We start from the raw sequence: 20906 nt of genomic DNA on the forward strand, positions 1-20906 counted from the left end.
GCATGGCGCAACCTCCCCTTCTCCAGGTCTCCGACATCTCTCTTACCTTTGGGGGGGAGCCGGTCTTTTCCGATCTCGGCCTCGTCGTGCAGCCGCGCGACCGTGTCGCGCTGGTCGGGCGCAACGGGTCCGGCAAGTCCACACTGATGAAAGTGATGGCGGGGTTGGTGGAACCCGACCGGGGGGCGGTCACGCTCGCGCCAGGCCAGTCGGTTGGCTACATGCACCAGGAACCCACACTCGACGGGTTCGCCACGCTGGGCGACTTTGCGGCCAGCGAACTGCCGCCGGGAGAAGCCTACCGGGTGGAGATGGTGTCCGAGGGGCTGAAGCTGAACCCGGACACGGCCGTCAGCGCGGCGTCGGGCGGCGAAAGGCGGCGCGCTGCGCTGGCCAAGCTGCTGGCCGAAGACCCGGACCTGATGCTGCTGGACGAGCCGACCAACCATCTCGACGTGCAGGCGATCGCCTGGCTGGAGGAGCGGCTGAAAAGCACGCGTGCGGCCTTCGTGCTGATCAGCCACGACCGCGCCTTCCTGACCGCGCTGACCCGCGCGACGCTGTGGATCGACCGCGGCGCGGTGCGGCGGCAGGAGCAGGGCTTTGCCGAGTTCGAGGCCTGGCGCGACAAGACCTGGGCCGAAGAGGACGAGGCGCGCCACAAGCTGGACCGCAAGATCAAGGCCGAAGCCCGCTGGGCGGTCGAGGGCATCAGCGCACGGCGCAAGCGCAACCAGGGTCGGGTGCGGGCGCTTCAGGCACTCCGCGCGGAACGCGCATCGCAGATCAGCCGGGCCGGGGCCGCCGATCTGGCGCTGGCTTCCGGCCAGAAGTCCGGCAAGCGGGTGATCGAGGCAAAGGGCATTGCCAAGCGGTTCGGCGACCGGACAATCCTCGCGCCGTTCGACCTGCGGGTGCTGCGCGGTGACCGGATCGCCTTCGTCGGGCCGAACGGGGCTGGCAAGTCCACGCTATTGAAGATGCTGACTGGCGAGATCGCGCCGGACGAGGGCAGCGTGCAGCTTGGCTCCAACCTGTCGCTGGCGGTGTTCGATCAGAACCGCGCGCAACTCGACCCAGAGGCGACGCTGTGGGACAGTCTGACCGGCGATCCGTCGATGCGGGTGTCGGGCCGCGCCGACCAGGTGATGGTGCGCGGCACGCCGAAGCATGTCGTCGCCTACCTGAAGGATTTCCTGTTCGACGAACGCCAGGCCCGGGCGCCGGTCAAGTCGCTTTCCGGCGGCGAGAAGGCGCGTCTGCTGCTGGCGCGGATCATGGCGCGTGACAGCAACCTGCTGGTGCTGGACGAACCGACCAACGATCTGGATATCGAGACGCTGGACCTGCTTCAGGACGTGCTGGGAGAGTATGACGGCACCGTGCTGCTTGTCAGCCATGACCGCGACTTCCTTGACCGTGTGGCCAGCGCCACCGTGGCCATGGAAGGCGACGGGCGCGCGACGGTCTATCCCGGCGGCTGGTCCGACTACCGCGCACAGCGTGGCGGGCCGCTGTTCGGCGCCGATCCCGGTGCGTCGGTCGCCACGGCGGGGCAGGGCAGCGGCAAGGGCGCGGCGAAGGGCCAAGGCGCGAAAGCGCAGGGCGCAAGCTCAGCCGAGGCGTCCGGCGCGGCTGCGCTGAGCTTCACGGAAAAGCACAGACTCGAGGAACTGCCCGACGTGATCGCGCGGCTCGAGGCAGAGATCGCCAAGCTGGAAGACTTCCTTGCGGCGGACCCCGACATGTTCACCAGTGCGCCGATCAAGTTCCAGAAGGCCACGGATGCGCTTGTGGAGCGGCACGGCGCATTGTCGGATGCCGAAGAGGAATGGATGGCGCTGGCCGAGCGGGCCGAGGCGGACGCCCGGCGCGCCTGACATCGCAGGACCGAGCCCGCCGGTCTGACCACGCGCTCCTGACGTCGCGGACACTCGCGGGGCGCGTGTGCAGTGGCTTGCCTATCTAGACAACTTTGCAGATTCGCGTCTGCCCCCAGCCTACGGCTTCGGCGCGGATCCGGGCTGCGCCGGGCGTTTTCCGGCCGATGGGGGCCTCGGCGCGGCCTTGCTTACTTAACGTCGTCTAGCGCTGTCGAAGAAACCGGAATCGCGTGGTGTTGTCTGATTTAATTAATTAAAATCATATGGTTGTGCTAGTCGGTCCGATTGTTGCAGGTGGGGGCGCCACGGCTGTGCGCCATGCAGCCAGGTTTCTTCACTGGCCAGTCATAAAAGTATTACAATTCTGTTACATCTAGTCTCTAGGGCACCGAGGCAGCCACACTCGCGTGGCGCATACAATCCGCACGGAGATCCGAATGAAACTCATCAAACTGTCCGCCTCCGCGCTGGCGATCGCTGCCATCTCGGCCACAGCCGCCGCCGCGCGTGACCAGGTACAGGTTGCCGGTTCGTCCACCGTTCTGCCTTATGCCAACATCGTTGCCGAGCTTTTCGGCGAAAACTTCGATTTCCCGACCCCGGTGATCGAATCCGGCGGCTCCTCGGCAGGCCTGAAGCGGTTCTGCGAAGGCGTCGGCGAAAACACCGTCGACATTGCCAACGCATCGCGCTCCATCCGTGAAAGCGAAATCCAGACCTGCGCCGACAACGGCGTGACCGATATCATCGAGGTTCGCATCGGCTATGACGGCATCGTCTTCGCCAGCGACATCAACGGTCCTGCCTACACCGCCTTCACCGAAGCGCAGTGGTACAACGCCCTCGCGCAGGAAATCGTGGTGGACGGCGCGCTTGTCGCCAACCCGAACGCCACCTGGGCCGATGTCGACGCATCGCTGCCCGCAGAAGAAATCCAGGCGTTCATCCCGGGCACCAAGCACGGCACCCGCGAAGTGTTCGAGGAGAAGGTCCTGCTGAGCGGCTGCGAAACGAGCGGCGCGTTCGAAGTCATGACCGGCGAGTTGGGCATGTCTGAGGACGATGCAGAAACCGCCTGCATGTCGGTCCGCACCGATGGCCGTTCTGTGGACATCGACGGCGACTACACCGAAACCCTGGCGCGCATCGAAAGCAATCCGTCGGGCGTCGGCGTGTTCGGTCTGTCGTTCTACGAGAACAACACCGCCAAGCTGAAGGTCGCCACCATGGGCGGCGTCGCTCCGTCGACCGAAACCATCGCGACCGGTGAATACCCGGTGTCGCGCCCGCTGTTCTTCTACGTCAAGAAGGCGCATATCGGCGTGATCCCCGGCCTTAAGGAATACGCGTCGTTCTTCGTGTCCGACGCGGTTGCAGGCCCGGGCGGCCCGCTTTCCGAATACGGCCTGACGCCCGATCCGGAACTGGGCCAGACCCAGTCGATGATCGAAAACGAAGAAACCATGGCATCCGGCTCCTGAGCCGAATGACTTCAGAAGCGGCCCCGTGTGGGCCGCTTCCACCCCTTTCCGAAAAAACGAAAAGACACAGCAGGTGGGACCATGCCTGGCATATTGCTGATTCTGATCCTGTGCGCGATCGCCGCGGCGGGATACGTCATGGGCCGCCGCAAAGCCGCGACGATCTCGGGTGACGACAATCGCGTACTTCATTCAAACAAACCGTTTCACGGCGCCAACGTGGCGCTGGCCGCGTTTCTTTCGGGGGTCGTGGCACTGGTGGCCAGCGGGGTGATCCGCGGTGTGACCGGCATCGCCGACAGCGCCAACATCATGACGACCGTGCTGACGCTCGGGGCCGCTGCCGCGGCCTTCTATGTCACCCTCGGACGCATTACGCTCGACTACCGCGCGCGAAACGTGACCGAACAGTTGGTCAAGGGCATCCTGATCGCCGCAGCGTCAGTCGCCATCCTGACGACGATCGGGATCGTGCTGTCGATGGTGTTCGAGACGATAAACTTCTTCAACCAGTACCCCATGCTGGACTTCTTCTTCGGCACCAACTGGACGCCGCGCTTCCAGGGCGACAGCGATCTGGGGATGCTGCCGCTTCTGTGGGGCACACTCTATGTCAGCTTCATCGCGCTGATGGTGGCCGTGCCGATCGGGCTCTTCGCCGCGATCTACCTGGCGGAGTACGCCGGACCGCGCGTGCGCGGCATCGCCAAGCCCCTGCTGGAGGTGTTGGCGGGCATTCCAACCATCGTCTACGGCCTGTTCGCGCTGATCACCGTCGGCCCGATCCTGCGCGACTACTTCGCCCAGCCGATGGGGCTGGGGGACAGCGGGTCTTCGGTGATGACCGCCGGTCTTGTCATGGGTGTTATGCTCATTCCCTTCGTGTCCTCGCTGTCGGACGACATCATCAACGCGGTGCCGCAGGCGATGCGCGACGGCTCTTACGGGATCGGCGCGACCAAATCTGAAACCGTCAAGCAGGTGGTGCTGCCGGCCGCGCTGCCGGGCATCGTCGGCGCGATCCTGCTGGCCGCGTCGCGCGCCATCGGCGAGACGATGATCGTGGTGCTGGGGGCCGGGGCTGCGGCGCGGCTGTCGCTCAACCCGTTCGAGGCGATGACCACCGTGACCGTGAAGATCGTCAGCCAGCTGACCGGCGACACGGACTTCGCCTCTCCCGAGACGCTCGTCGCCTTCGCGCTGGGGATCACCCTCTTCGTCATCACGCTGGGGCTGAATGTCCTCGCGCTCTACATCGTCCGCAAGTACCGGGAGCAGTACGAATGACCGACGCAACCGCACCTTCCGCGCCGGTTTCCGGCGACGCGGAGCCAAGCTCGCTGTTCACGCAGACCAACCGCACCAAGCGCCGCAACGCCGCCGAAAAGCGGTTCAAGGCCTACGGCCTTGGCGCGATTGGCATCGGCATCCTGTCGCTGGTCGTGCTGCTTGTGTCGATCCTGGGCAACGGTCTGCCGGCGTTCAAGCAGACCTATGTCGTCATGGACGTCACGCTGGACGAAAGCGTTCTGGACCCGAACGGCAACCGCAACCCCGAGGACATCGCCAAGGTCCTGACCTTCGGCTACACACCGATCATCCGCGGCGCGGCGCAGAATCTGGTGCGCGAGATGGGTGGTGAGGTCGAGGGCCTGACAGACGGCATGATCGGCGACATGATCTCGAAAGAGGCAGCCGGCCAGTTGCGCCGTTTCGTGCTGGCAAACCCTGACCTGATCGGCACCACACAAGAGTTCAAGTTCCTCGCCAACGGCCGGATCGACGGGTTCTTCAAGGGTCGTGTGACGATGGAAAGCGCGCAGATCGACAGCAACGTGTCGCCCGAGCAGCTTGTCGCCGCCGAACGGCTGGCCGAGGCAGGGCACCTGACGACGTCCTTCAACCTTGGCTTCCTGACCGCGCCCGACGCGTCGGACCAGCGGCCCGAAGCCGCCGGGCTTGGCGTTGCGATCATCGGTTCGGTCTACATGATGCTGGTGGTGCTGGCTCTGGCGCTGCCCATCGGCGTGGCGGCCTCGATCTATCTGGAGGAGTTCGCGCCGAAGAACTGGATCACCGACATCATCGAGGTGAACATCTCCAACCTCGCGGCGGTTCCGTCCATTGTGTTCGGTATCCTGGGGCTTGCGATCTTCATCAACTACGCGCACCTGCCGCAATCGGCGCCCATCGTCGGCGGCCTCGTGCTGACCCTGATGACGCTGCCCACCATCATCATCTCGACCCGCGCTTCGCTGAAATCGGTACCGCCCTCCATCAAGGATGCGGCGCTGGGGGTTGGCGCGTCGAAGATGCAGACGGTGTTCCACCACGTGCTGCCGCTGGCGATGCCCGGCATCCTCACGGGCGCGATCATCGGCCTGGCGCAGGCGCTTGGCGAAACCGCGCCACTGCTGCTGATCGGCATGGTCGCCTTCGTGCGCGATTATCCCGGCGCGCCGCCCGAAGGCCTGTTCGACCCGTCCACGGCGCTCCCGGTGCAGGTCTACAACTGGACCCAGCGGTCCGACCCCGCCTTTTTCGAACGTGCCTCGGGTGCGATCATCGTGCTGCTGGTTTTACTCGTCCTGATGAACCTCGTGGCCATCATCCTTCGCCGCCGGTTTGAGCGTCGCTGGTAAACGGAGTAGGTCATATGAATGACATGAGAATTTTGGAGCGTGACGTGGACACCAACACGATCAAGTTTGCCGGGCGGGACGTGCACGTCTATTACGGTGAAACCGAGGCGATCAAGGGCATCGATGTCGACATCGAGGACAAGACCGTCACCGCCTTCATCGGTCCGTCGGGCTGCGGCAAGTCCACCTTCCTGCGCTGCCTGAACCGCATGAACGACACCATCGACGTGTGCCGCGTGACCGGGAAGATCACGCTCGACGGTGAAGACATTTACGACAGGAAGGTCGATCCGGTGCAGCTTCGCGCCAAGGTCGGCATGGTGTTCCAGAAGCCCAACCCGTTCCCCAAGTCGATCTACGACAACATCGCATATGGCCCGCGGATCCACGGGCTGGCAAAGACAAAGGCCGATCTCGACGACATCGTGGAACAGTCCCTGCGCCGCGGCGCCATCTGGGACGAGGTGAAAGACCGGCTCGATGCGCCAGGCACCGGTCTGTCGGGTGGCCAGCAACAACGGCTGTGCATCGCGCGTGCCATCGCCACGGCACCCGAAGTGCTGCTGATGGACGAACCCTGTTCGGCGCTGGACCCGATCGCGACGGCGCAGGTCGAGGAATTGATCGACGAGTTGCGGACCAACTACTCGGTCGTGATCGTCACCCATTCCATGCAGCAGGCTGCTCGTGTCAGCCAGAAAACGGCATTCTTCCACCTCGGCGATCTTGTGGAGTTCGGGCCAACCAACGAGATATTCACCAACCCCAAAGATCCGCGCACCGAAAGCTACATCACAGGCCGCATCGGCTGAACCGAAGGAATTTCACCTTGCCGAACGACAAGCATATCGCATCCGTTTTCGATCGTGACCTGGAAGCGGTCCAGGCGCATATCATGAAAATGGGCGGTCTCGTGGAAAGCGCGATCCTTGACGCTGCGCGGTCGCTGGAACAGCGCGACGAGGAACTGGCGACTACGGTACGCAACCGTGACCTTGCCGTGGACGAACTGGAGCTTCTGATCAACGAGGAGGCGGCAAAGCTGATCGCACTGCGCTCCCCCGCGGCCGGCGACCTGCGCACCGTGCTGACCGTTCTGAAGATCAGCGGCAACCTTGAACGTATCGGGGACTACGCCAAGAACATGGCGAAGCGGAACTCGGTTCTGGTCCAGATGAACCCGATCGAAGGCGCCCCGTCCGATATCCGCCGCATGGCCCAGGCGGTCGAGTTGATGCTGAAGGACGCACTGGACGCCTATATCAAGCGCGACGTCGACCTGGCGCAGGATGTGCGCGTGCGCGACGGCGACGTGGACCAGATGTACAACGCAATGTTCCGGCAGTTCCTGACCTACATGATGGAAGACCCGCGCAACATCACCGGCTGCATGCACCTGCATTTCATTGCCAAGAACGTGGAACGGATGGGGGACCACGTCACCTCGATCGCCGATCAGGTGATCTACCTCGTGACCGGCGAGATCCCGACCGACGCCCGCCCCAAGCACGACCGCACGTCGCTGATGGCCGGTCCGAAGGAAGCGTGACATGGCGCCCCCCGCATCTCAGCCCGTCGTGCTGATCGTCGAGGACGAGGCCTCGCAGCGCGAGGTGCTGGCCTACAACCTCGAAGCCGAGGGGTTTGGCGTGGCCAAGGCCGTGAACGGCGAAGAGGCGCTGATGCTGGTGCAGGAGTCGGCGCCGGATCTCATCGTTCTCGACTGGATGCTGCCGAACGTGTCCGGCATCGAGGTCTGCCGCCAGCTCAAGACCCGGTCGGAAACGCGCAACGTGCCGATCATCATGCTCTCCGCCCGGTCGGAAGAGGTGGACCGCGTGCGCGGCCTTGAAACCGGCGCGGACGACTATGTCATCAAGCCCTACTCAGTGGTGGAACTGATGGCGCGCGTCCGCTCGCAACTGCGCCGCACCCGGCCAGCGACGGTCGGCGAGGTGTTGGAATTCGACGGCATCACGCTGGATGCGGAGAGCCACAAGGTGTTCCGCGATGGCAACCCGTTGAAGCTGGGCCCGACGGAGTTCCGGCTTCTGTCCACCTTCATGGAAAAGCCCGGCCGTGTCTGGAGCCGCGAGCAGCTTCTGGACCGGGTCTGGGGGCGTGACATCTATGTCGATACCCGCACGGTCGACGTGCATATCGGGCGGCTGCGCAAGGCGTTGTGTCAACATGGCGGCGATGACCCCGTGCGTACGGTGCGCGGCGCGGGCTACGCGCTTGGCTGACATGTGACAGGCAGCGGGGGCCGGGCGGCCCCCGCCGCGCTTCTCAGACCGTAAGGACGGTTGCGCCGGTGGTCTTGCGGGCTTCCAGTGCCCGGTGCGCTTCGGCGACATCGGCAAGTGCGAAGCGCTGGTCGATGCGGATCCTGACTGCGCCGCTCAGGACCTTTGCGAACAGCTCCTGCGCCATAGTCTGGCAGGTCTGGTGTTCCGCGATATGGGTGAACAGGGTCGGGCGCGTCAGCTTGAGCGACCCCTTTGCCGCCAGTGTGCCCAGATCAACCGGGGGCACCTTGCCCGATGCGTTCCCGAACGAGATCATCATCCCAAGCGGTTTCAGGCAATCGAGCGAGCCGTCGAACGTATCGGCGCCGACGCTGTCCATGACGACGTCCACGCCCTTGCCGCCGGTCAGTTCCTTTACTCGGACCGGAAAATCCTCTGTCCGGTAGTTGATCATGTGGCTTGCGCCGTGTTCCAGCGCCAGCGCGCATTTCTCGTCGCTGCCGGCCGTTCCGATCAGGGTGATACCCTCGTCCCGCGCCCACTGGCAGGCGATCAGCCCTACGCCGCCCGCCGCTGCGTGAAACAGCACCGTGTCGCCACGTGTGATCGGGACCGTGCGCCGGAACAGGTAGTGCACCGTCAGCCCCTTCAGCATCATTGCCGCGCCCTCGTCGAAGGACACGCCTTCAGGCAGAGGGCAGACCTGCGCCGCGTCCATCACGCGCGCCGCGCAATAGGCACCGGACTGGCCGCTGGCATAGGCGGCACGGTCGCCTGCGCGCAGGTGGGTGACGCCTTCGCCCACAGCCTCCACCACGCCTGCCGCCTCGCGGCCCAGCGCGGCGGGCAGTTGCATCGGGTAAAGGCCGGTGCGCTGGTACACGTCGATGAAGTTCAGCCCGCAGGCTTCGTGCCGGATGCGGATCTCGCCCGGTCCGGGCTCGCCCACCGGGCGGTCCTCCAGCCTCAGGACCTCGGGGCCGCCGAAGGCGTCGATCACGACGGTCGGTGCGGTGGTGGTGTGCATGTCTGTAAATCTCCCTGGCGGTCTCGCGCCGCGTGTCCTGCGGTTTAAGCGCGCTTGGGAAGACTTGTCGAGACCCCGGTCAGAACGCCTTGAAGGTCAGCGTCGTCAAGGTTCGTTCGATCCCTGCGATGTCCAGCAGGTTGTCGTTGATGAATTTGCCGACATCATCGCCCTGCGGGATATAGAGTTTCAGCAACAGATCGTAGTCACCGCTGGTGGAATACAGTTCGGAATGAATCTCGCGCAGGGTGATCTCGTCGGCGACGCGATAGGCGGTGCCGGGCTTGCAGCGGATTTGCACGAAGACGCAATTCATTCGGGGCCTCACGGGGTGGAACCTCCCAGCCATAGCGCAGGGCGCGCGCGCGGTCCATCGGTCCTTGTCGCGCCCCTCGGGCGGCGGTAGATCACCGGCAAGGCATCGCTGAAAGGCTTTCCCATGACGCGTATCACGAACCATCTGCCGACGGCGGAACTGCAGGCGCTGGACGCCGCGCATCACATGCACCCCTTCACCCATGCCGCAGGGCTGGCGCAGAAGGGCGCGCGCGTGATCCTGCGCGGCGAGGGGTGCTGGCTGACCGATAGCGAGGGACACCGCATCCTCGACGGCATGGCGGGGCTGTGGTGCGTGAACGCGGGTTACGGGCGCGAGGAACTGGCGCAGGCCGCCGCCGCGCAGATGCGTGAGCTTCCGTTCTACAACACCTTCTTCCAGACGACCCACGTGCCCGCCATCGCGCTGGCCGCGAAGCTGGCCGAACTCGCACCGGGCAATCTGAACCATGTCTTCTTCGCGGGCTCCGGCTCCGAGGCGAACGATACCAACATCCGCCTCGTGCGTCAGTTCTGGGCCGCTCAGGGCAAGCCGGACAAGCAGGTAATCATCTCGCGGCGCAACGCCTATCATGGCTCGACCATGGGCGGTGCCAGCCTTGGCGGCATGGCAGCGATGCACGCGCAGGGCGGGCTTCCAATCCCGGGCATCGTGCATGTCGGCCAGCCGCACTGGTGGGCCGAGGGCGGCGAAATGACGCCAGAGGCGTTCGGCATCGCCCGCGCGCGTGAACTGGAAGCCGCAATCGCCGATCTGGGTGAGGACCGGGTGGCCGCCTTCATCGCCGAACCCGTGCAGGGCGCGGGCGGGGTGATCGTTCCTCCCGCCAGCTACTGGCCCGAGGTCCAGCGGATCTGCGACGCGCACGATATCCTGCTGATCGCCGACGAGGTGATCACCGGGTTCGGACGGACCGGCAACTGGTTCGGCAGCCAGACCATGGGCCTGCGTCCCGACATCATGACCATCGCAAAGGGCCTGTCGTCAGGGTATCAGCCGATCGGCGGGTCGATCCTGTCGGACCGCGTAGCCGAGGTGATCGGCGGGATCGAGTTCAACCACGGCTACACCTATTCCGGTCATCCGGTCGCCGCCGCCGTGGCGCTGGCCAACTTGCGCATCCTCGAGGACGAGGACCTTCCGGGCCGCGTCGGTCGCATCACCGGGCCCTATCTTGCGCGTGCGTGGGCGGGGCTGGCGGACCATCCTCTCGTCGGGGCGGCGGAAACCTGTGGCCTGATGGGCGCGCTGCAACTGACGCCGGACAAGGCCGCGCGGGCCCGCTTCGCCGCACCCGAGGGCACAGCCGGGCTGCGTGCGCGCGAGCGGTGCTTCGCCAACGACCTGGTCATGCGGCATGTGGGCGACAGGATGATCATCGCGCCGCCGCTGGTGATCTCGGAAGACGAGGTCGACATGCTGGTCGCCCGCGCGCGAACGGCGCTGGACGAAACGCTTGCGGGCCTGCGCGCCGACGGGCTTATGGTGGCGGCGGTTTGAACCGCTGCGCCACGGTACGGCCCCAGCGCGCGGTCAGATCGGGCGCGGATGCTCGTGCGGCAGGCGCTTCATCAGCACAAGCGCCAGCGCGCCGTAAAGCAGCACCCCCGCGGCCACCGGCATCGGGGTGCCGTCGAAGGCCAGCCCGACCGGTGCCGCCAGCACCGCCGCGCCGATCGACCCCAGCGCGCTGACAACCGACGCCGCCGTGCCCGCGATATGGCCCATCGGTTCCAGCGCCAGCGCGTTGATGTTGCCCAGCGTCAGGCCGGCGGTTGCGAAGACGCTGCCTGTCCACGCAAGGAACGCCCAGAACAGCACGTCGCCCGACAACAGTCCCAGCGCCGCGCCGCCGACGAACAGCGCCGAAATCAGTACCTGCCCGGCCAGCGCTCCTTCGATCACCCAGCGCATCCCGCGCCGCATCACCAGTCGCGCGTTCAGGAACCCGCCGCCCGCGCCGATCACGGCGATCAGCCCGAACCACAGGTGGAAGCTGTCGGCCAGCCCGAAGGTCTGGTCGAACACCATCTGCACCGAAGACAGGTTGGCGAACAGCATCGCGAAGGCGAGGATCTGCACCATGATCGTGCCGCGCACGACGGGGTGGCGCAACACCTCCACGGTGGCGTGCCAGACCGGTGCCAGCCGCGCCGGTCGGCGCTTGGCGGGCGGCAGGGTTTCGGGCTGGCGGAACGCCAGCCACGCCAGCCCGGTGACCGCGAAGACGATGAAGGACGGGAAGATGCCCCGCCAGCTTCCGGTCAGCGCCATGACGGCGGCGCCGAAGGTCGGCGCGATGGCCGGAACCAGCGTGAACACGATAATCACGAAGGACACCATCTGCGCCATCGCCCGCCCGGAATAAAGATCGCGGATGATCGCCAGCGCTACGACGCGCGGCCCGGCGGCGCCGAAGCCTTGCAGCAGCCGGGCGACCAGCAGCCATTCCAGCGTCTGGGCCTGCCAGGCCATCGCGGCGCCGGCGCAATAGGTCACTGCGCCCGCCGCGATCACCGGCTTGCGTCCGAAACTGTCCGACATAGGCCCAGCGAAAATCGTGCCCACACCCATGCCCAAAACGAAGAAGGACACGATCAGCTGCGCGCGGTTGGCTGCCTCCGGCGTGAGTTCCGCCGCGATGCGCGGCAGCGCGGGCAGCATCGCATCGAGCGAGAAGGCAATGGTGGCCATCAGCATGGCCATCAATGCGACGAATTCAGGACGCGACAACGGAGTCTTGGGATTGAAGTTCATGGCTATCGGCTAGTGCATTCCCAACCGCGCGGAAACGCCGAATCGCGGCCGTGGCCGCACAGATATCCCTGCGCCAACGCGCGGAACCCGGGCTCCGTTCAGGCGTTCTGATCCGCGCTGGTCAATTCGTCGATCACCTTCAGCCACAACTCGGTGGGTTGCGCGCCGGGCACGGCGTGCTGCCCGGCCACGATGAAGGTCGGCACGCTGGTCAGCCCCATGGCGCGGGCGGTGGCGTCGCGATCCACGATTTCCTGCAGGTCGCTGTCGCCCGACAGCAGCCGACGCACCACCGCCGCGTCCAGCCCGCTCATGTCGGCCACATCGGCCAGAACATCCAGATCGCCGATGTCACGCCCATCCATGAAATAGGCGGTGAACAACGCGTCCACCACGGCGCCTTGCATGCCCTCCATTTCGGCCCACAGGATCAGCCGGTGTGCATTGCGGGTGTTCGGCGTGCGCTTGATCCCTTCAAGGTTCAGGTCAAGCCCCACCGCACGGGCGGCTGCATCGATCTGGGAATAGACCTGAACCGCCTTGTCGCGTCCGCCGAACTTGGTTTCAAGATAGTCTCGCCGGTCCATGCCTTCTGCAGGCATGTCGGGGTTCAGCTGGAACGGGTGCCAGACGATTGTGAACGGGTGATCGGGACGCTGGGCCAGCGCGCGGTCCAACTGTGTCTTGCCGATCAGGCACCATGGGCAGATCGGATCTGAAAAGATGTCAAGTTTGACCATCGGTTTCCTCGAACTCTTGGCGCAACTGACGACGCAGGATCTTTCCATTGCCGCCGCGCGGAAGGGCGGCGCGGTGCAGGAACAGTCTGGGGCACTTGTAGCGGGCCAGCCGGTCGGCTGCAAACGCCTGCAGGGCGGCATCGGGCAGCGGGGCCGGGCCGGTATAGGCCAGTGCGATGACGCTCCGGCCGCCGCCCAGCGGAGCCTCGAAGGCGGCGGCTTCGGCGATGTCGGGATGCGCGCCGACAGCGGCCTCCACCTCCAGCGGCGAGACCCGGAAGCCGCCTGCATTCATCATGTCGTCTTCGCGCCCGAGATAGCGGATCGCGCCGTCCGCGCCCATCTCGGCCCGGTCGCCGGTCAGAAACCAGGCGCCATCGGGGGTAAAACGGGCGGCGGTCTCGTCCGGGGCGCCGGGATAGCCCACCATCAGGCCCGGATCTTCCCTGCCGACGGCGATGGTGCCGGGCATTCCGAGCGGGACCGGGGCGCCATCGTCGCCCAGCAGCGCCACGCGGCGGCCCGGCTGCACGAAGCCCAGCGTGTCGGTTGGCGCGGGCCGGTCCGGGCTGCCGGAGATGAAGGTCGAACATTCGGACATGCCGAACGCCTCGTGCACCTGGCGGCCCGTCGCGGCGGCGACCGCGTCGTGCAGGGCGGGTGACATCTTTTCGCCCGCAGAAAGGCCGTGCCGCAAGGCGGGCAGCGGCGGGACATGGCCGCGCAGCATCTGCCGGTAGACCCCGGGCGCAGCGGCGAAGATCGTGGCACGGTGGCGCGCCATGAGGGCGGGCAGATTGGCAGGCGGGGTGCCCGGCGCGGGGATCAGCGCCGTTGCACCCATCGCCCAGGGGTCAAGAAGGCCGCAGCCCAGCGTGTAGGTCCAGTTGAACGCGCCAGCATGCAGCACACGGTCCTCGGCGGTCAGCCCGTACCAGCCCCGTGTCATCATCTTGCGCGCCCAGACCGCGCGATGTGCGTGCAGCACCGGGCGCGGCAGCCCCGACGTGCCCGAGGTGAAGACCATGTAGGCCGGCCGGTCCGCCCCCGCAGGATGCGGGGCGACGGGTGGATGCCCGGCAAGGTCCGACGGGGCGCAGACCGGGCAGGGGGCCGGATCCGGCAGCGCGACGTCGGGCGCGGCCACCGTCAGAACCGGGGCCACCTGTGCCGCCATCGCGGTGATCTCAGGTACGGTGAGCTGCGCCGAGGTCACGGCAGGCACCAGCCCCGCAGAGATGCAGCCGAGGAAAACCAGCGGGAAGTCCGGACTGTTGCCCAGCCGCAGCAGCACCGTGGCGCCTTCCGGAAGATGCCGGGCGCGCAGCGCGCCCGCGATGGTGCCTACTCGCGCCGCCAGCGCGCCAAAACTCAGGTCCTCGGGTGCGTCCGCGTGAAGGATGGACAGCGCGGTCTTGCCCGGCTGCCGGTCCGCGTGGCGCAGCACATGGGCGGCAAGGTTGAACGCGGCCGGGCATTGCGGTGCCGGGCCGCTGTCCACGCAGGACAGCGCGTTCCTCATGCGGGTCCTCCGGCGCGTTCGGGCGCGCGGCGCGCGGTCAGTCCTCCCACCACCACACGTCGGGCTGGAAGCCGCTCCAGTCGCCGTAGAGCGGCAGTCGATCGGGGAAATGCAACTCTGCCCGGTAGGCAAGCCGGGACGCCGCCGAGTACCACAACGGGATCACGTAGCGCCCCGTGGTCAGCACCCGGTCGAGCGCGCGCACGGCGGCGGTGAACTCTTCGGCCGTGCGGGCGTTCAGCATCGTATCGATCATCGCTTCCGCTGCGGGGCTGTCCATGCCCATCCAGTTGCGGCTGCCGGGTTCGGTGACGCCCTGAGCGCCCCAGTAGAGGATCTGTTCATTGCCGGGGCTGAGTGACAGCGCGCGCCGATAGAACGCCATGTCGAAATCGTAGAGATTTGTCCGCTCGACATATTGTGCGCTGTCGATCGTGGTGATCTCGGGGCGGATGCCCAGCCGTTCCAGCGCCTCGGCGAAGATGTTCACGATGGCCTGTTCCTGGGCCGATCCTTGCCGTAGCAGGATCTCGAAGGTCAGGGGGGTGCCGTTCGCGTCGCTCATAACGCCGTCCTTCGGGGTCCACCCCGCCGCCTCGAGTTGCTGCATTGCGGTGCGGATGCCCTTGCGATTGCGCGCTGTCCCGTCCCCCTCCGGCAGGGCATAGCCGTCCAGCGCGCCGGGAAGCAGGTCGTCCGCGAAAGGTTCCAGAAGGGCGCGCACCCGGCCCTCGGCGGGCCCTTCGCGCATCGCCAGAACGGAGTTGCCGAAGAAGCTGGGGATGCGGGGGTCGGCCCCGCCGGTCTGGGTCTGGGCAATGAAGGTGTAGTTGAAGGCGTGCAGCAGCGCATCGCGCACGCGCCAGTCGGTGAAAACCGGGCTGCGGGTGTTGAATACGAGGCCAGAAATGCCGGTGGGCCGCTCGTGCGGGATCTCGGCCCGGACGATCCGGCCCGAGGTCACCGCATCGAAGTCGTACCCTTCCTCCCAGCGTGCCGCGTCGGTTTCGCGGAAACTGGTGATCTCGCCCGCCTTGAAAGCCTCGAACATCACGCCGCTGTCAGCAAAGTATTCATAGCGGATCTCGTCAAGGTTGTACTGGCCCCGCGCGAAGGGCAGATCGCGGCCCCAATATTCCGGGTTCCGGCGCAGCACGAGGCTGCGGCCCGGTTCGGCCGCGTCGATCACGTAGGGGCCGGTTGCGACCGGTGCGGTCATGGACGAGGCGGCGAAATCGCGTCCGTCCCATTGCGCCTTCTGGAAGATCGGGCGCAGGCCCATGATCAGTGGCAATTCACGGTCCGGCGTGTTGAACGTGATGCGCACGCTGCGCGGGCCGGTCTGTTCGAGGCGGTCGACTTTCTGCCATGCAGCGTGGAATCGCGGATGGCCTTCGGTGCCAAGGATCGTGTGGGACCAGATCACATCCTCGACGGTGACAGGGCTGCCGTCGGAGAATCGGGCTTCGGGGCGCAGGGTGAATTCGACCCATTCGCGATTCGGTCCGGTCTCCACCGTTTCGGCCAGCAACCCGTACAGGGTGAACGGTTCGTCCCAGCTGCGGCCCATCAGCCCTTCGAAGACATGGCTTTGCACGCCCCACGGCGCGTTGCCCTTCAGGATGTGGGGATTGAGCGAATCGAACCCGCCGACCTCGCCGAAAACGATCCGGCCGCCTTTGGGCGCTTGGGGGTTCACGTAGGGCAGGGACACAAAATCAGGTGGAAGGGCCGGTTCGCCATACATAGCTATGCCATGCTGCGGGCCGGTCTGTGCCGTCGCGGCAACGCAGCACAGCGCCAGCGCGGCCACGGGAGCGGCCAACCTGTGAAGGAGAGGGAAGCGGTCTGTCATGTATCCTGCCCGGTTTACCGTGTTTTGGGTCACGCTATCAAAGTTTTGTGCCGGCTCAAACTTTTGGGTTGGAGTGGGTCGGTGAATTCCCTATATTGAAATCACTGCTCGATAGGTTTCTTGCCTGTATGAAACCTGCCTCAATGACTGGCGCCCGCCTTGTGCGGGCGCTTTTTTTGTGCGCGGTTGCAGAATCTCGATGCCAAGCCCGGTGCGCCGGGCGGCGCCCTGACGCGCCGCCGGATCGGGGCTTTCGCCTTCTCGCTGCATGTGCACTATGTGCGCCATGATGCAACCGCAGCAGGAAGGGCAGTCCATGTCGCTCAAAGGGAAAACCGCAGTCGTCACAGGGTCGAACTCCGGGATCGGCCTGGGCGTGGCCGAGGAACTGGCCCGCGCCGGCGCCGATGTCGTGCTGAACTCCTACACAGATTCCGAGGACGATCACGCCCTGGCGGAGCGGATCGGCAAGGAGCATGGCGTCACCGCGCGCTACATCCAGGCGGACCTGTCCAAGGGTGCCGAGGCCCGCGCTCTGATCAAGCAGGCCGGGCGCTGCGATATCCTCGTGAACAACGCAGGCATCCAGCATGTCGCCTCGATCGAGGATTTCCCGGTTGAGAAGTGGGACGCGATCATCGCGATCATGCTGTCCTCGGCCTTCCATACCACGGCGGAGGCGCTTCCGATCATGCGCGAAGCGGGCTGGGGCCGGATCGTAAATATCGCCAGCGCACACGGCTTGCGCGCTTCGCCCTACAAGGGCGCATACGTGGCGGCCAAGCATGGTGTCGTGGGCTTCACCAAGGTGACCGCGCTGGAAACCGCGAAAGAACCGATCACCGCGAACGCGGTCTGCCCCGGCTACGTGCTGACCCCGCTCGTGGAAAGCCAGATCCCCGACACGATGGAGAAGTACGGCATGGACCGGGAGACCGCGCTGAACGATGTGATCCTGACCCGCCAGCCCAGTCGCGAATTCGCCACCACCGAGCAACTGGGCGGTACGGTCGCCTTCCTGTGCTCGGACGCGGCGGCACAGATCACCGGCACGACGATCAGCGTGGACGGCGGCTGGACGGCGATGTGACCGGGGCTCAGTGGCAGGGCGCGCTCGATCTCGATGGGGCGTCTGTGTCGGACTCGCGCTTCGCGCGGGTCCGCTTTGACGGGTCCACCTTCTCCGATTGCTCGCTGGCCGGGGTGCAGATCGAGAATACGAACCTATCCGGCATGCGTGCCGAGAACGCAAACATGGCAAATGCCCACCTGCGCGACGTCCGACTGTCCGGCACAGTCATAGAAAACGCCGACCTGACCAACGTGACGATCCGCGATGCGAATGTTGCGGGAATGACGATCAACGGCATCCTTGTCACGGATCTGCTTGATAGATGGGAAGCACGATGACTGCCAAGCGGATCAATCTTGCCTTGCAGGGCGGGGGCGCGCATGGGGCTTTCACCTGGGGCGCGCTTCGGGTGCTTCTAGGGGATCCCGGCATCGAGATCGCGGCGATCTCGGGGACATCTGCCGGAGCGCTGAACGGCGCGGCGGTGAAGGCGGGGCTTGCCGCTGGCGGTGACGATGGCGGCCGCCAGGCTGCGATCGACAATCTGGATTGGCTGTGGCGGCAGATCGGCGCGGTCAACGACATGCGGTTTACCGCGTGGATGAACGCCGTGTTTCCCGATCCGGCCATCGTATCCAAGGGGCTGGAATACTCGCTCCCCTTCGCGGTGGCGGATGCGGCCAGCCGGATGGTCAGCCCCTATGCCTATGGCCCGTTCTACCGCCACCCGCTGCGCCGTATCGTGGACCGGCTGAACTATGACCGGGTCTGCGGCGAGGCTGGGCCCGCCTTCTTCGTCAACACGACGCGCGTGCGCAACGGCAAGATCCGCGTCTTCCGGCAGGAGGAGGTCAGCACCGACGTCATCCTCGCTTCGGCCTGCCTGCCAACTGTGTTCCAGGCGGTCACGATCCACGACACTGAAACCGGCCGTGACGAGGAGTTCTGGGATGGTGGATATACCGGCAACCCGGCGCTCTTCCCGCTGTTCGACCACCGCTTTCCCGAGGACATCGTGGTGATCAACATCAACCCGCTTGAACGCGAGGAGATGCCGCGCACCCCGACCGAGATCCAGAACCGCATCAACGAGATCAGCTTCAACTCGTCGCTTCTGCGCGAGTTGAGGGCGATCTCCTTCGTAAAGCGGATGATCGCCGACGGGCGGCTGGACGCCGGCACTTTCCGCGACCCGCGCATCCACATGATCGCGGACGACGCGCTGATGAACGATCTTTCGGTCGCCACCAAGCTGGTTCCGGCCCCCTACATCATCGGCAAACTGCGCGACGCGGGCGCCCGGTCTGCCGAGGCGTTTCTTGCCGCGCACCGGGACGATCTGAACCACCGCAGCACGGTCGATCTGGCGGCGATGTTCAACTAGACGCCGCTGCCGGCGCATGGCACCTTGCGCGCATAACGACAAACCATGAGGTCATGGCATGCGGGTGATGATGGGGCTGTGTCTGGCGGCGCTTGTGCTGGCGGGGTGCAACACGGTGCGCGGCGCCGGGCAGGATATCGAACGCGCGGGTCAGGCGGTGCAGAACGCGGCCAACTGACAGGCCCGGTCCAGCCGGGGCCGTCGCGCCGCGCGGGATTTTTCCGGCGCGATGTGGAACCCGCACGTCCCCCAGCCGTTTTCGTGCCACTAGAACGTGGCGGCGTATCGCTGCCGCGAACAGGCAGGAAAGGAATGGGCAAGATGCGTTTCATCGTTGGGCTTTGTGTGGCGGGCTTCGTGCTGGCCGGGTGCAACACGGTCAGTGGGGCCGGTCAGGACATCGAGAACGCGGGAGAGGCCGTGCAGGCCGAGGCTGCGGCAGCGGCCAACTGATGATGGCGGGCGTTCAGCCCAACCCGGCGATCAGCTTGGCGGCGAGCGCCCACATCACCGCGCCGATACCGGCATCCAGCGCGCGCCACGCCGCCGCTGTGCGCAGCAGCGGCGCCAGCCAGCGCGCGCCGTAGCCCAGCCCGAAGAAGAACACGAAGGACGCCGCCACGGCGCCACCGCCAAAGGCCGCCCGCGCGTCCGGCGAAAACTGCGTGGACACCGCGCCTATCAACCCGACCGTGTCGAGATAGACGTGCGGGTTCAGCCAGGTGAAGGCTGCCGCCGTGGCAAGCGTTCGGCGCAGGCTCGGGGCCTGGCCCTCGGCCCGAAGTGTTTCGCCGCCGCGCCAAGCCGCGCGGAACCGCAGCGCCCCGTAGACCAGAAGGAACGCCGCCCCGGCCAGTGCCATGATCTGCGGAAACAGCGGCCATGCGCCGGTAATCGCGCCGAAACCCGCCACTCCCAGCGCGATCAGCGCCGCATCCGACGCCGCGCAGAACAGACACAGCGCGAAGACGTGCTGGCGCAGCAGTCCCTGCCGCAGCACGAACGCATTCTGCGCCCCGATGGCGAGGATCAGCGAGAAGCCGGTGGCGAAGCCGACCGTCAGGGCGGAAAGCATGTGGGCTGTGCGGTCCGGTGCGGGCCGCGTCACGCGGCGGTTGGGCTGTCAGCGCGGCCCGCGCTCAGCGCCAGCTTTCGCGCACCGCCTTCTCTGGGATGCGGACAAGCGGCGTTTCCGGGGCCGTCGCCTCGTCCGGATAGACCAGCCCGGCCGAGATGACCAGCTTCGCCGCGTCCTCCACCGTCATGTCCAGAACCGTGACCTCGCTTTCCTTGAAGAACAGCAGGAACCCGGACGTCGGGTTCGGAGTGGTCGGCACGAACACACTCAGCAGCGGGTCCATACCCCCGGCGACACGGTTGATCTCGCCCTTGGCATTGGTCGAGATGAAGCCGATGGCGAAGATGCCCTTGCGCGGATACTCGACAAGGCAGGCCTTCTCGAAACTTGCGTCCTGTTGGGCAAAGACGGTTTCCGCGATCTGTTTCAGTCCGTTGTAGATCGACCGCACAACCGGCATCTGATCGACAAGCCCTTCGGCCCACTTGATCAGCGACCGCCCGATCAGGCCCTTGGCAACCCAGCCGATCACGATGGTGAACAGGATGAAGAAGATCACCCCGACGCCGCGCAGGTTGATGCCGATATACTGTTCGGGCCGCCAGGGCCCCGGCACCAGCGGCAGCACCACGCTGTCGATCCAGCCCATGATCGTCCACAGCAGGTAGACGGTCAGCCCGATGGGCGCGATCACCACGATGCCGGTTAGAAAGCTGGCGCGCAGTCCGCCCAGCAGGCCGGATTTGCGGCGTTCGGTGTCGTGGTCGGAGGCATTGGGATCAAGCGGATCGAGCATCGGGTCTCAGTTCTGGTTAGGCGCGCCGGAGTAGTATCGCGGCACATGAAGGCACTGCGGCAGAATGTAGAGATTGCCTTGGC

The 20906-nt window shown here is 65.9% G+C and carries 21 protein-coding genes; 13 read left to right on the plus strand and 8 right to left on the minus strand.

Annotation, left to right across the window (positions count from 1 at the left end; genetic code table 11):
* The first annotated feature begins 2 nt into the window (after positions 1-2).
* The 7 genes from DKT77_RS05965 (at position 3) to phoB (ending at position 8252) form a co-directional block, all read left to right on the plus strand.
* A complete protein-coding gene (locus tag DKT77_RS05965; RefSeq protein ID WP_109810955.1) occupies positions 3-1880 on the plus strand; it encodes an ABC-F family ATP-binding cassette domain-containing protein in 1878 nt (625 codons plus the stop codon).
* 440 nt (positions 1881-2320) lie between these two features.
* Complete coding sequence (locus DKT77_RS05970) at positions 2321-3364, plus strand: substrate-binding domain-containing protein (RefSeq protein ID WP_109810807.1); 1044 nt, start codon at positions 2321-2323, stop codon at positions 3362-3364.
* A gap of 81 nt (positions 3365-3445) precedes the next feature.
* A complete protein-coding gene (gene pstC / locus DKT77_RS05975) occupies positions 3446-4651 on the plus strand; it encodes a phosphate ABC transporter permease subunit PstC (protein ID WP_109810808.1) in 1206 nt (401 codons plus the stop codon).
* Positions 4648-6006 carry a phosphate ABC transporter permease PstA gene (pstA, locus tag DKT77_RS05980; protein ID WP_109810809.1) on the plus strand — a complete coding sequence of 453 codons (1359 nt, stop codon included), beginning with the start codon at positions 4648-4650 and terminating at the stop codon, positions 6004-6006. The genes pstC and pstA overlap by 4 nt, the downstream gene beginning before the upstream one ends.
* Before the next feature lie 23 nt (positions 6007-6029).
* Complete coding sequence (gene pstB, locus DKT77_RS05985) at positions 6030-6818, plus strand: phosphate ABC transporter ATP-binding protein PstB (protein WP_420798299.1); 789 nt, start codon at positions 6030-6032, stop codon at positions 6816-6818.
* Between the two features lie 17 nt (positions 6819-6835).
* Complete coding sequence (gene phoU / locus DKT77_RS05990) at positions 6836-7555, plus strand: phosphate signaling complex protein PhoU (protein ID WP_109810811.1); 720 nt, start codon at positions 6836-6838, stop codon at positions 7553-7555.
* A 1-nt stretch (position 7556) separates the two neighbouring features.
* Positions 7557-8252, plus strand: coding sequence for a phosphate regulon transcriptional regulator PhoB (phoB, locus tag DKT77_RS05995; RefSeq protein ID WP_109810812.1), 696 nt, complete (start codon positions 7557-7559; stop codon positions 8250-8252).
* 43 nt (positions 8253-8295) lie between these two features.
* Here phoB and DKT77_RS06000 read toward each other — a convergent pair whose 3' ends face one another.
* Positions 8296-9282 carry a quinone oxidoreductase family protein gene (locus tag DKT77_RS06000; protein ID WP_109810813.1) on the minus strand — a complete coding sequence of 329 codons (987 nt, stop codon included), beginning with the start codon at positions 9280-9282 and terminating at the stop codon, positions 8296-8298.
* 79 nt (positions 9283-9361) lie between these two features.
* Positions 9362-9598 carry an Lrp/AsnC ligand binding domain-containing protein gene (locus DKT77_RS06005; protein WP_109810814.1) on the minus strand — a complete coding sequence of 79 codons (237 nt, stop codon included), beginning with the start codon at positions 9596-9598 and terminating at the stop codon, positions 9362-9364.
* A gap of 123 nt (positions 9599-9721) precedes the next feature.
* On the opposite strand from DKT77_RS06005, the gene DKT77_RS06010 reads away from it, so the two are divergent.
* The gene (locus DKT77_RS06010) at positions 9722-11119 is read left to right on the plus strand and encodes an aspartate aminotransferase family protein (protein ID WP_109810815.1); all 1398 of its coding nucleotides are present in this window, start codon (positions 9722-9724) and stop codon (positions 11117-11119) included.
* 33 nt (positions 11120-11152) lie between these two features.
* On the opposite strand, the gene DKT77_RS06015 is transcribed toward DKT77_RS06010, so the two are convergent.
* The 4 genes from DKT77_RS06015 to DKT77_RS06030 form a co-directional block, all read right to left on the minus strand.
* The gene (locus tag DKT77_RS06015; protein ID WP_109810816.1) at positions 11153-12376 is read right to left on the minus strand and encodes a multidrug effflux MFS transporter; all 1224 of its coding nucleotides are present in this window, start codon (positions 12374-12376) and stop codon (positions 11153-11155) included.
* Positions 12377-12474: 98 nt separating this feature from the next.
* Complete coding sequence (locus DKT77_RS06020; RefSeq protein ID WP_109810817.1) at positions 12475-13116, minus strand: DsbA family oxidoreductase; 642 nt, start codon at positions 13114-13116, stop codon at positions 12475-12477.
* Positions 13103-14638 carry a class I adenylate-forming enzyme family protein gene (locus tag DKT77_RS06025; protein WP_109810818.1) on the minus strand — a complete coding sequence of 512 codons (1536 nt, stop codon included), beginning with the start codon at positions 14636-14638 and terminating at the stop codon, positions 13103-13105. Before DKT77_RS06025 ends, DKT77_RS06020 begins: the two co-directional genes overlap by 14 nt.
* Before the next feature lie 37 nt (positions 14639-14675).
* Positions 14676-16493, minus strand: a complete 1818-nt coding sequence (locus DKT77_RS06030; RefSeq protein ID WP_109810819.1) for an extracellular solute-binding protein — start codon at positions 16491-16493, stop codon at positions 14676-14678.
* A 316-nt stretch (positions 16494-16809) separates the two neighbouring features.
* Between DKT77_RS06030 and DKT77_RS06035 the strand changes: the two genes are divergently transcribed.
* From DKT77_RS06035 to DKT77_RS06055, 5 genes are all read left to right on the plus strand, one after another.
* Positions 16810-17583, plus strand: coding sequence for a 3-hydroxybutyrate dehydrogenase (locus DKT77_RS06035; RefSeq protein WP_109810956.1), 774 nt, complete (start codon positions 16810-16812; stop codon positions 17581-17583).
* Positions 17580-17903, plus strand: a complete 324-nt coding sequence (locus DKT77_RS06040) for a pentapeptide repeat-containing protein (RefSeq protein ID WP_238547716.1) — start codon at positions 17580-17582, stop codon at positions 17901-17903. Before DKT77_RS06035 ends, DKT77_RS06040 begins: the two co-directional genes overlap by 4 nt.
* On the plus strand, positions 17900-18949 hold the full coding sequence (locus DKT77_RS06045; protein WP_109810958.1) for a patatin-like phospholipase family protein: 1050 nt from the start codon (positions 17900-17902) through the stop codon (positions 18947-18949). Before DKT77_RS06040 ends, DKT77_RS06045 begins: the two co-directional genes overlap by 4 nt.
* 58 nt (positions 18950-19007) lie before the next feature.
* On the plus strand, positions 19008-19127 hold the full coding sequence (locus tag DKT77_RS06050) for an entericidin A/B family lipoprotein (protein WP_146204967.1): 120 nt from the start codon (positions 19008-19010) through the stop codon (positions 19125-19127).
* Positions 19128-19270: 143 nt separating this feature from the next.
* Positions 19271-19402 carry an entericidin A/B family lipoprotein gene (locus DKT77_RS06055; protein ID WP_238547717.1) on the plus strand — a complete coding sequence of 44 codons (132 nt, stop codon included), beginning with the start codon at positions 19271-19273 and terminating at the stop codon, positions 19400-19402.
* 13 nt (positions 19403-19415) lie between these two features.
* Here DKT77_RS06055 and DKT77_RS06060 read toward each other — a convergent pair whose 3' ends face one another.
* Together DKT77_RS06060 and DKT77_RS06065 are read right to left on the minus strand one after the other, a co-directional pair.
* Entirely contained in the window at positions 19416-20024 is a 609-nt protein-coding gene (locus DKT77_RS06060) for a LysE/ArgO family amino acid transporter (RefSeq protein WP_109810821.1), read from the minus strand.
* Positions 20025-20088: 64 nt separating this feature from the next.
* A complete protein-coding gene (locus tag DKT77_RS06065; protein WP_109810822.1) occupies positions 20089-20823 on the minus strand; it encodes a DUF502 domain-containing protein in 735 nt (244 codons plus the stop codon).
* Positions 20824-20906: the final 83 nt, after the last annotated feature.

The organism is Meridianimarinicoccus roseus (assembly GCF_003172915.1).
Lineage (GTDB): Bacteria > Pseudomonadota > Alphaproteobacteria > Rhodobacterales > Rhodobacteraceae > Meridianimarinicoccus > Meridianimarinicoccus roseus.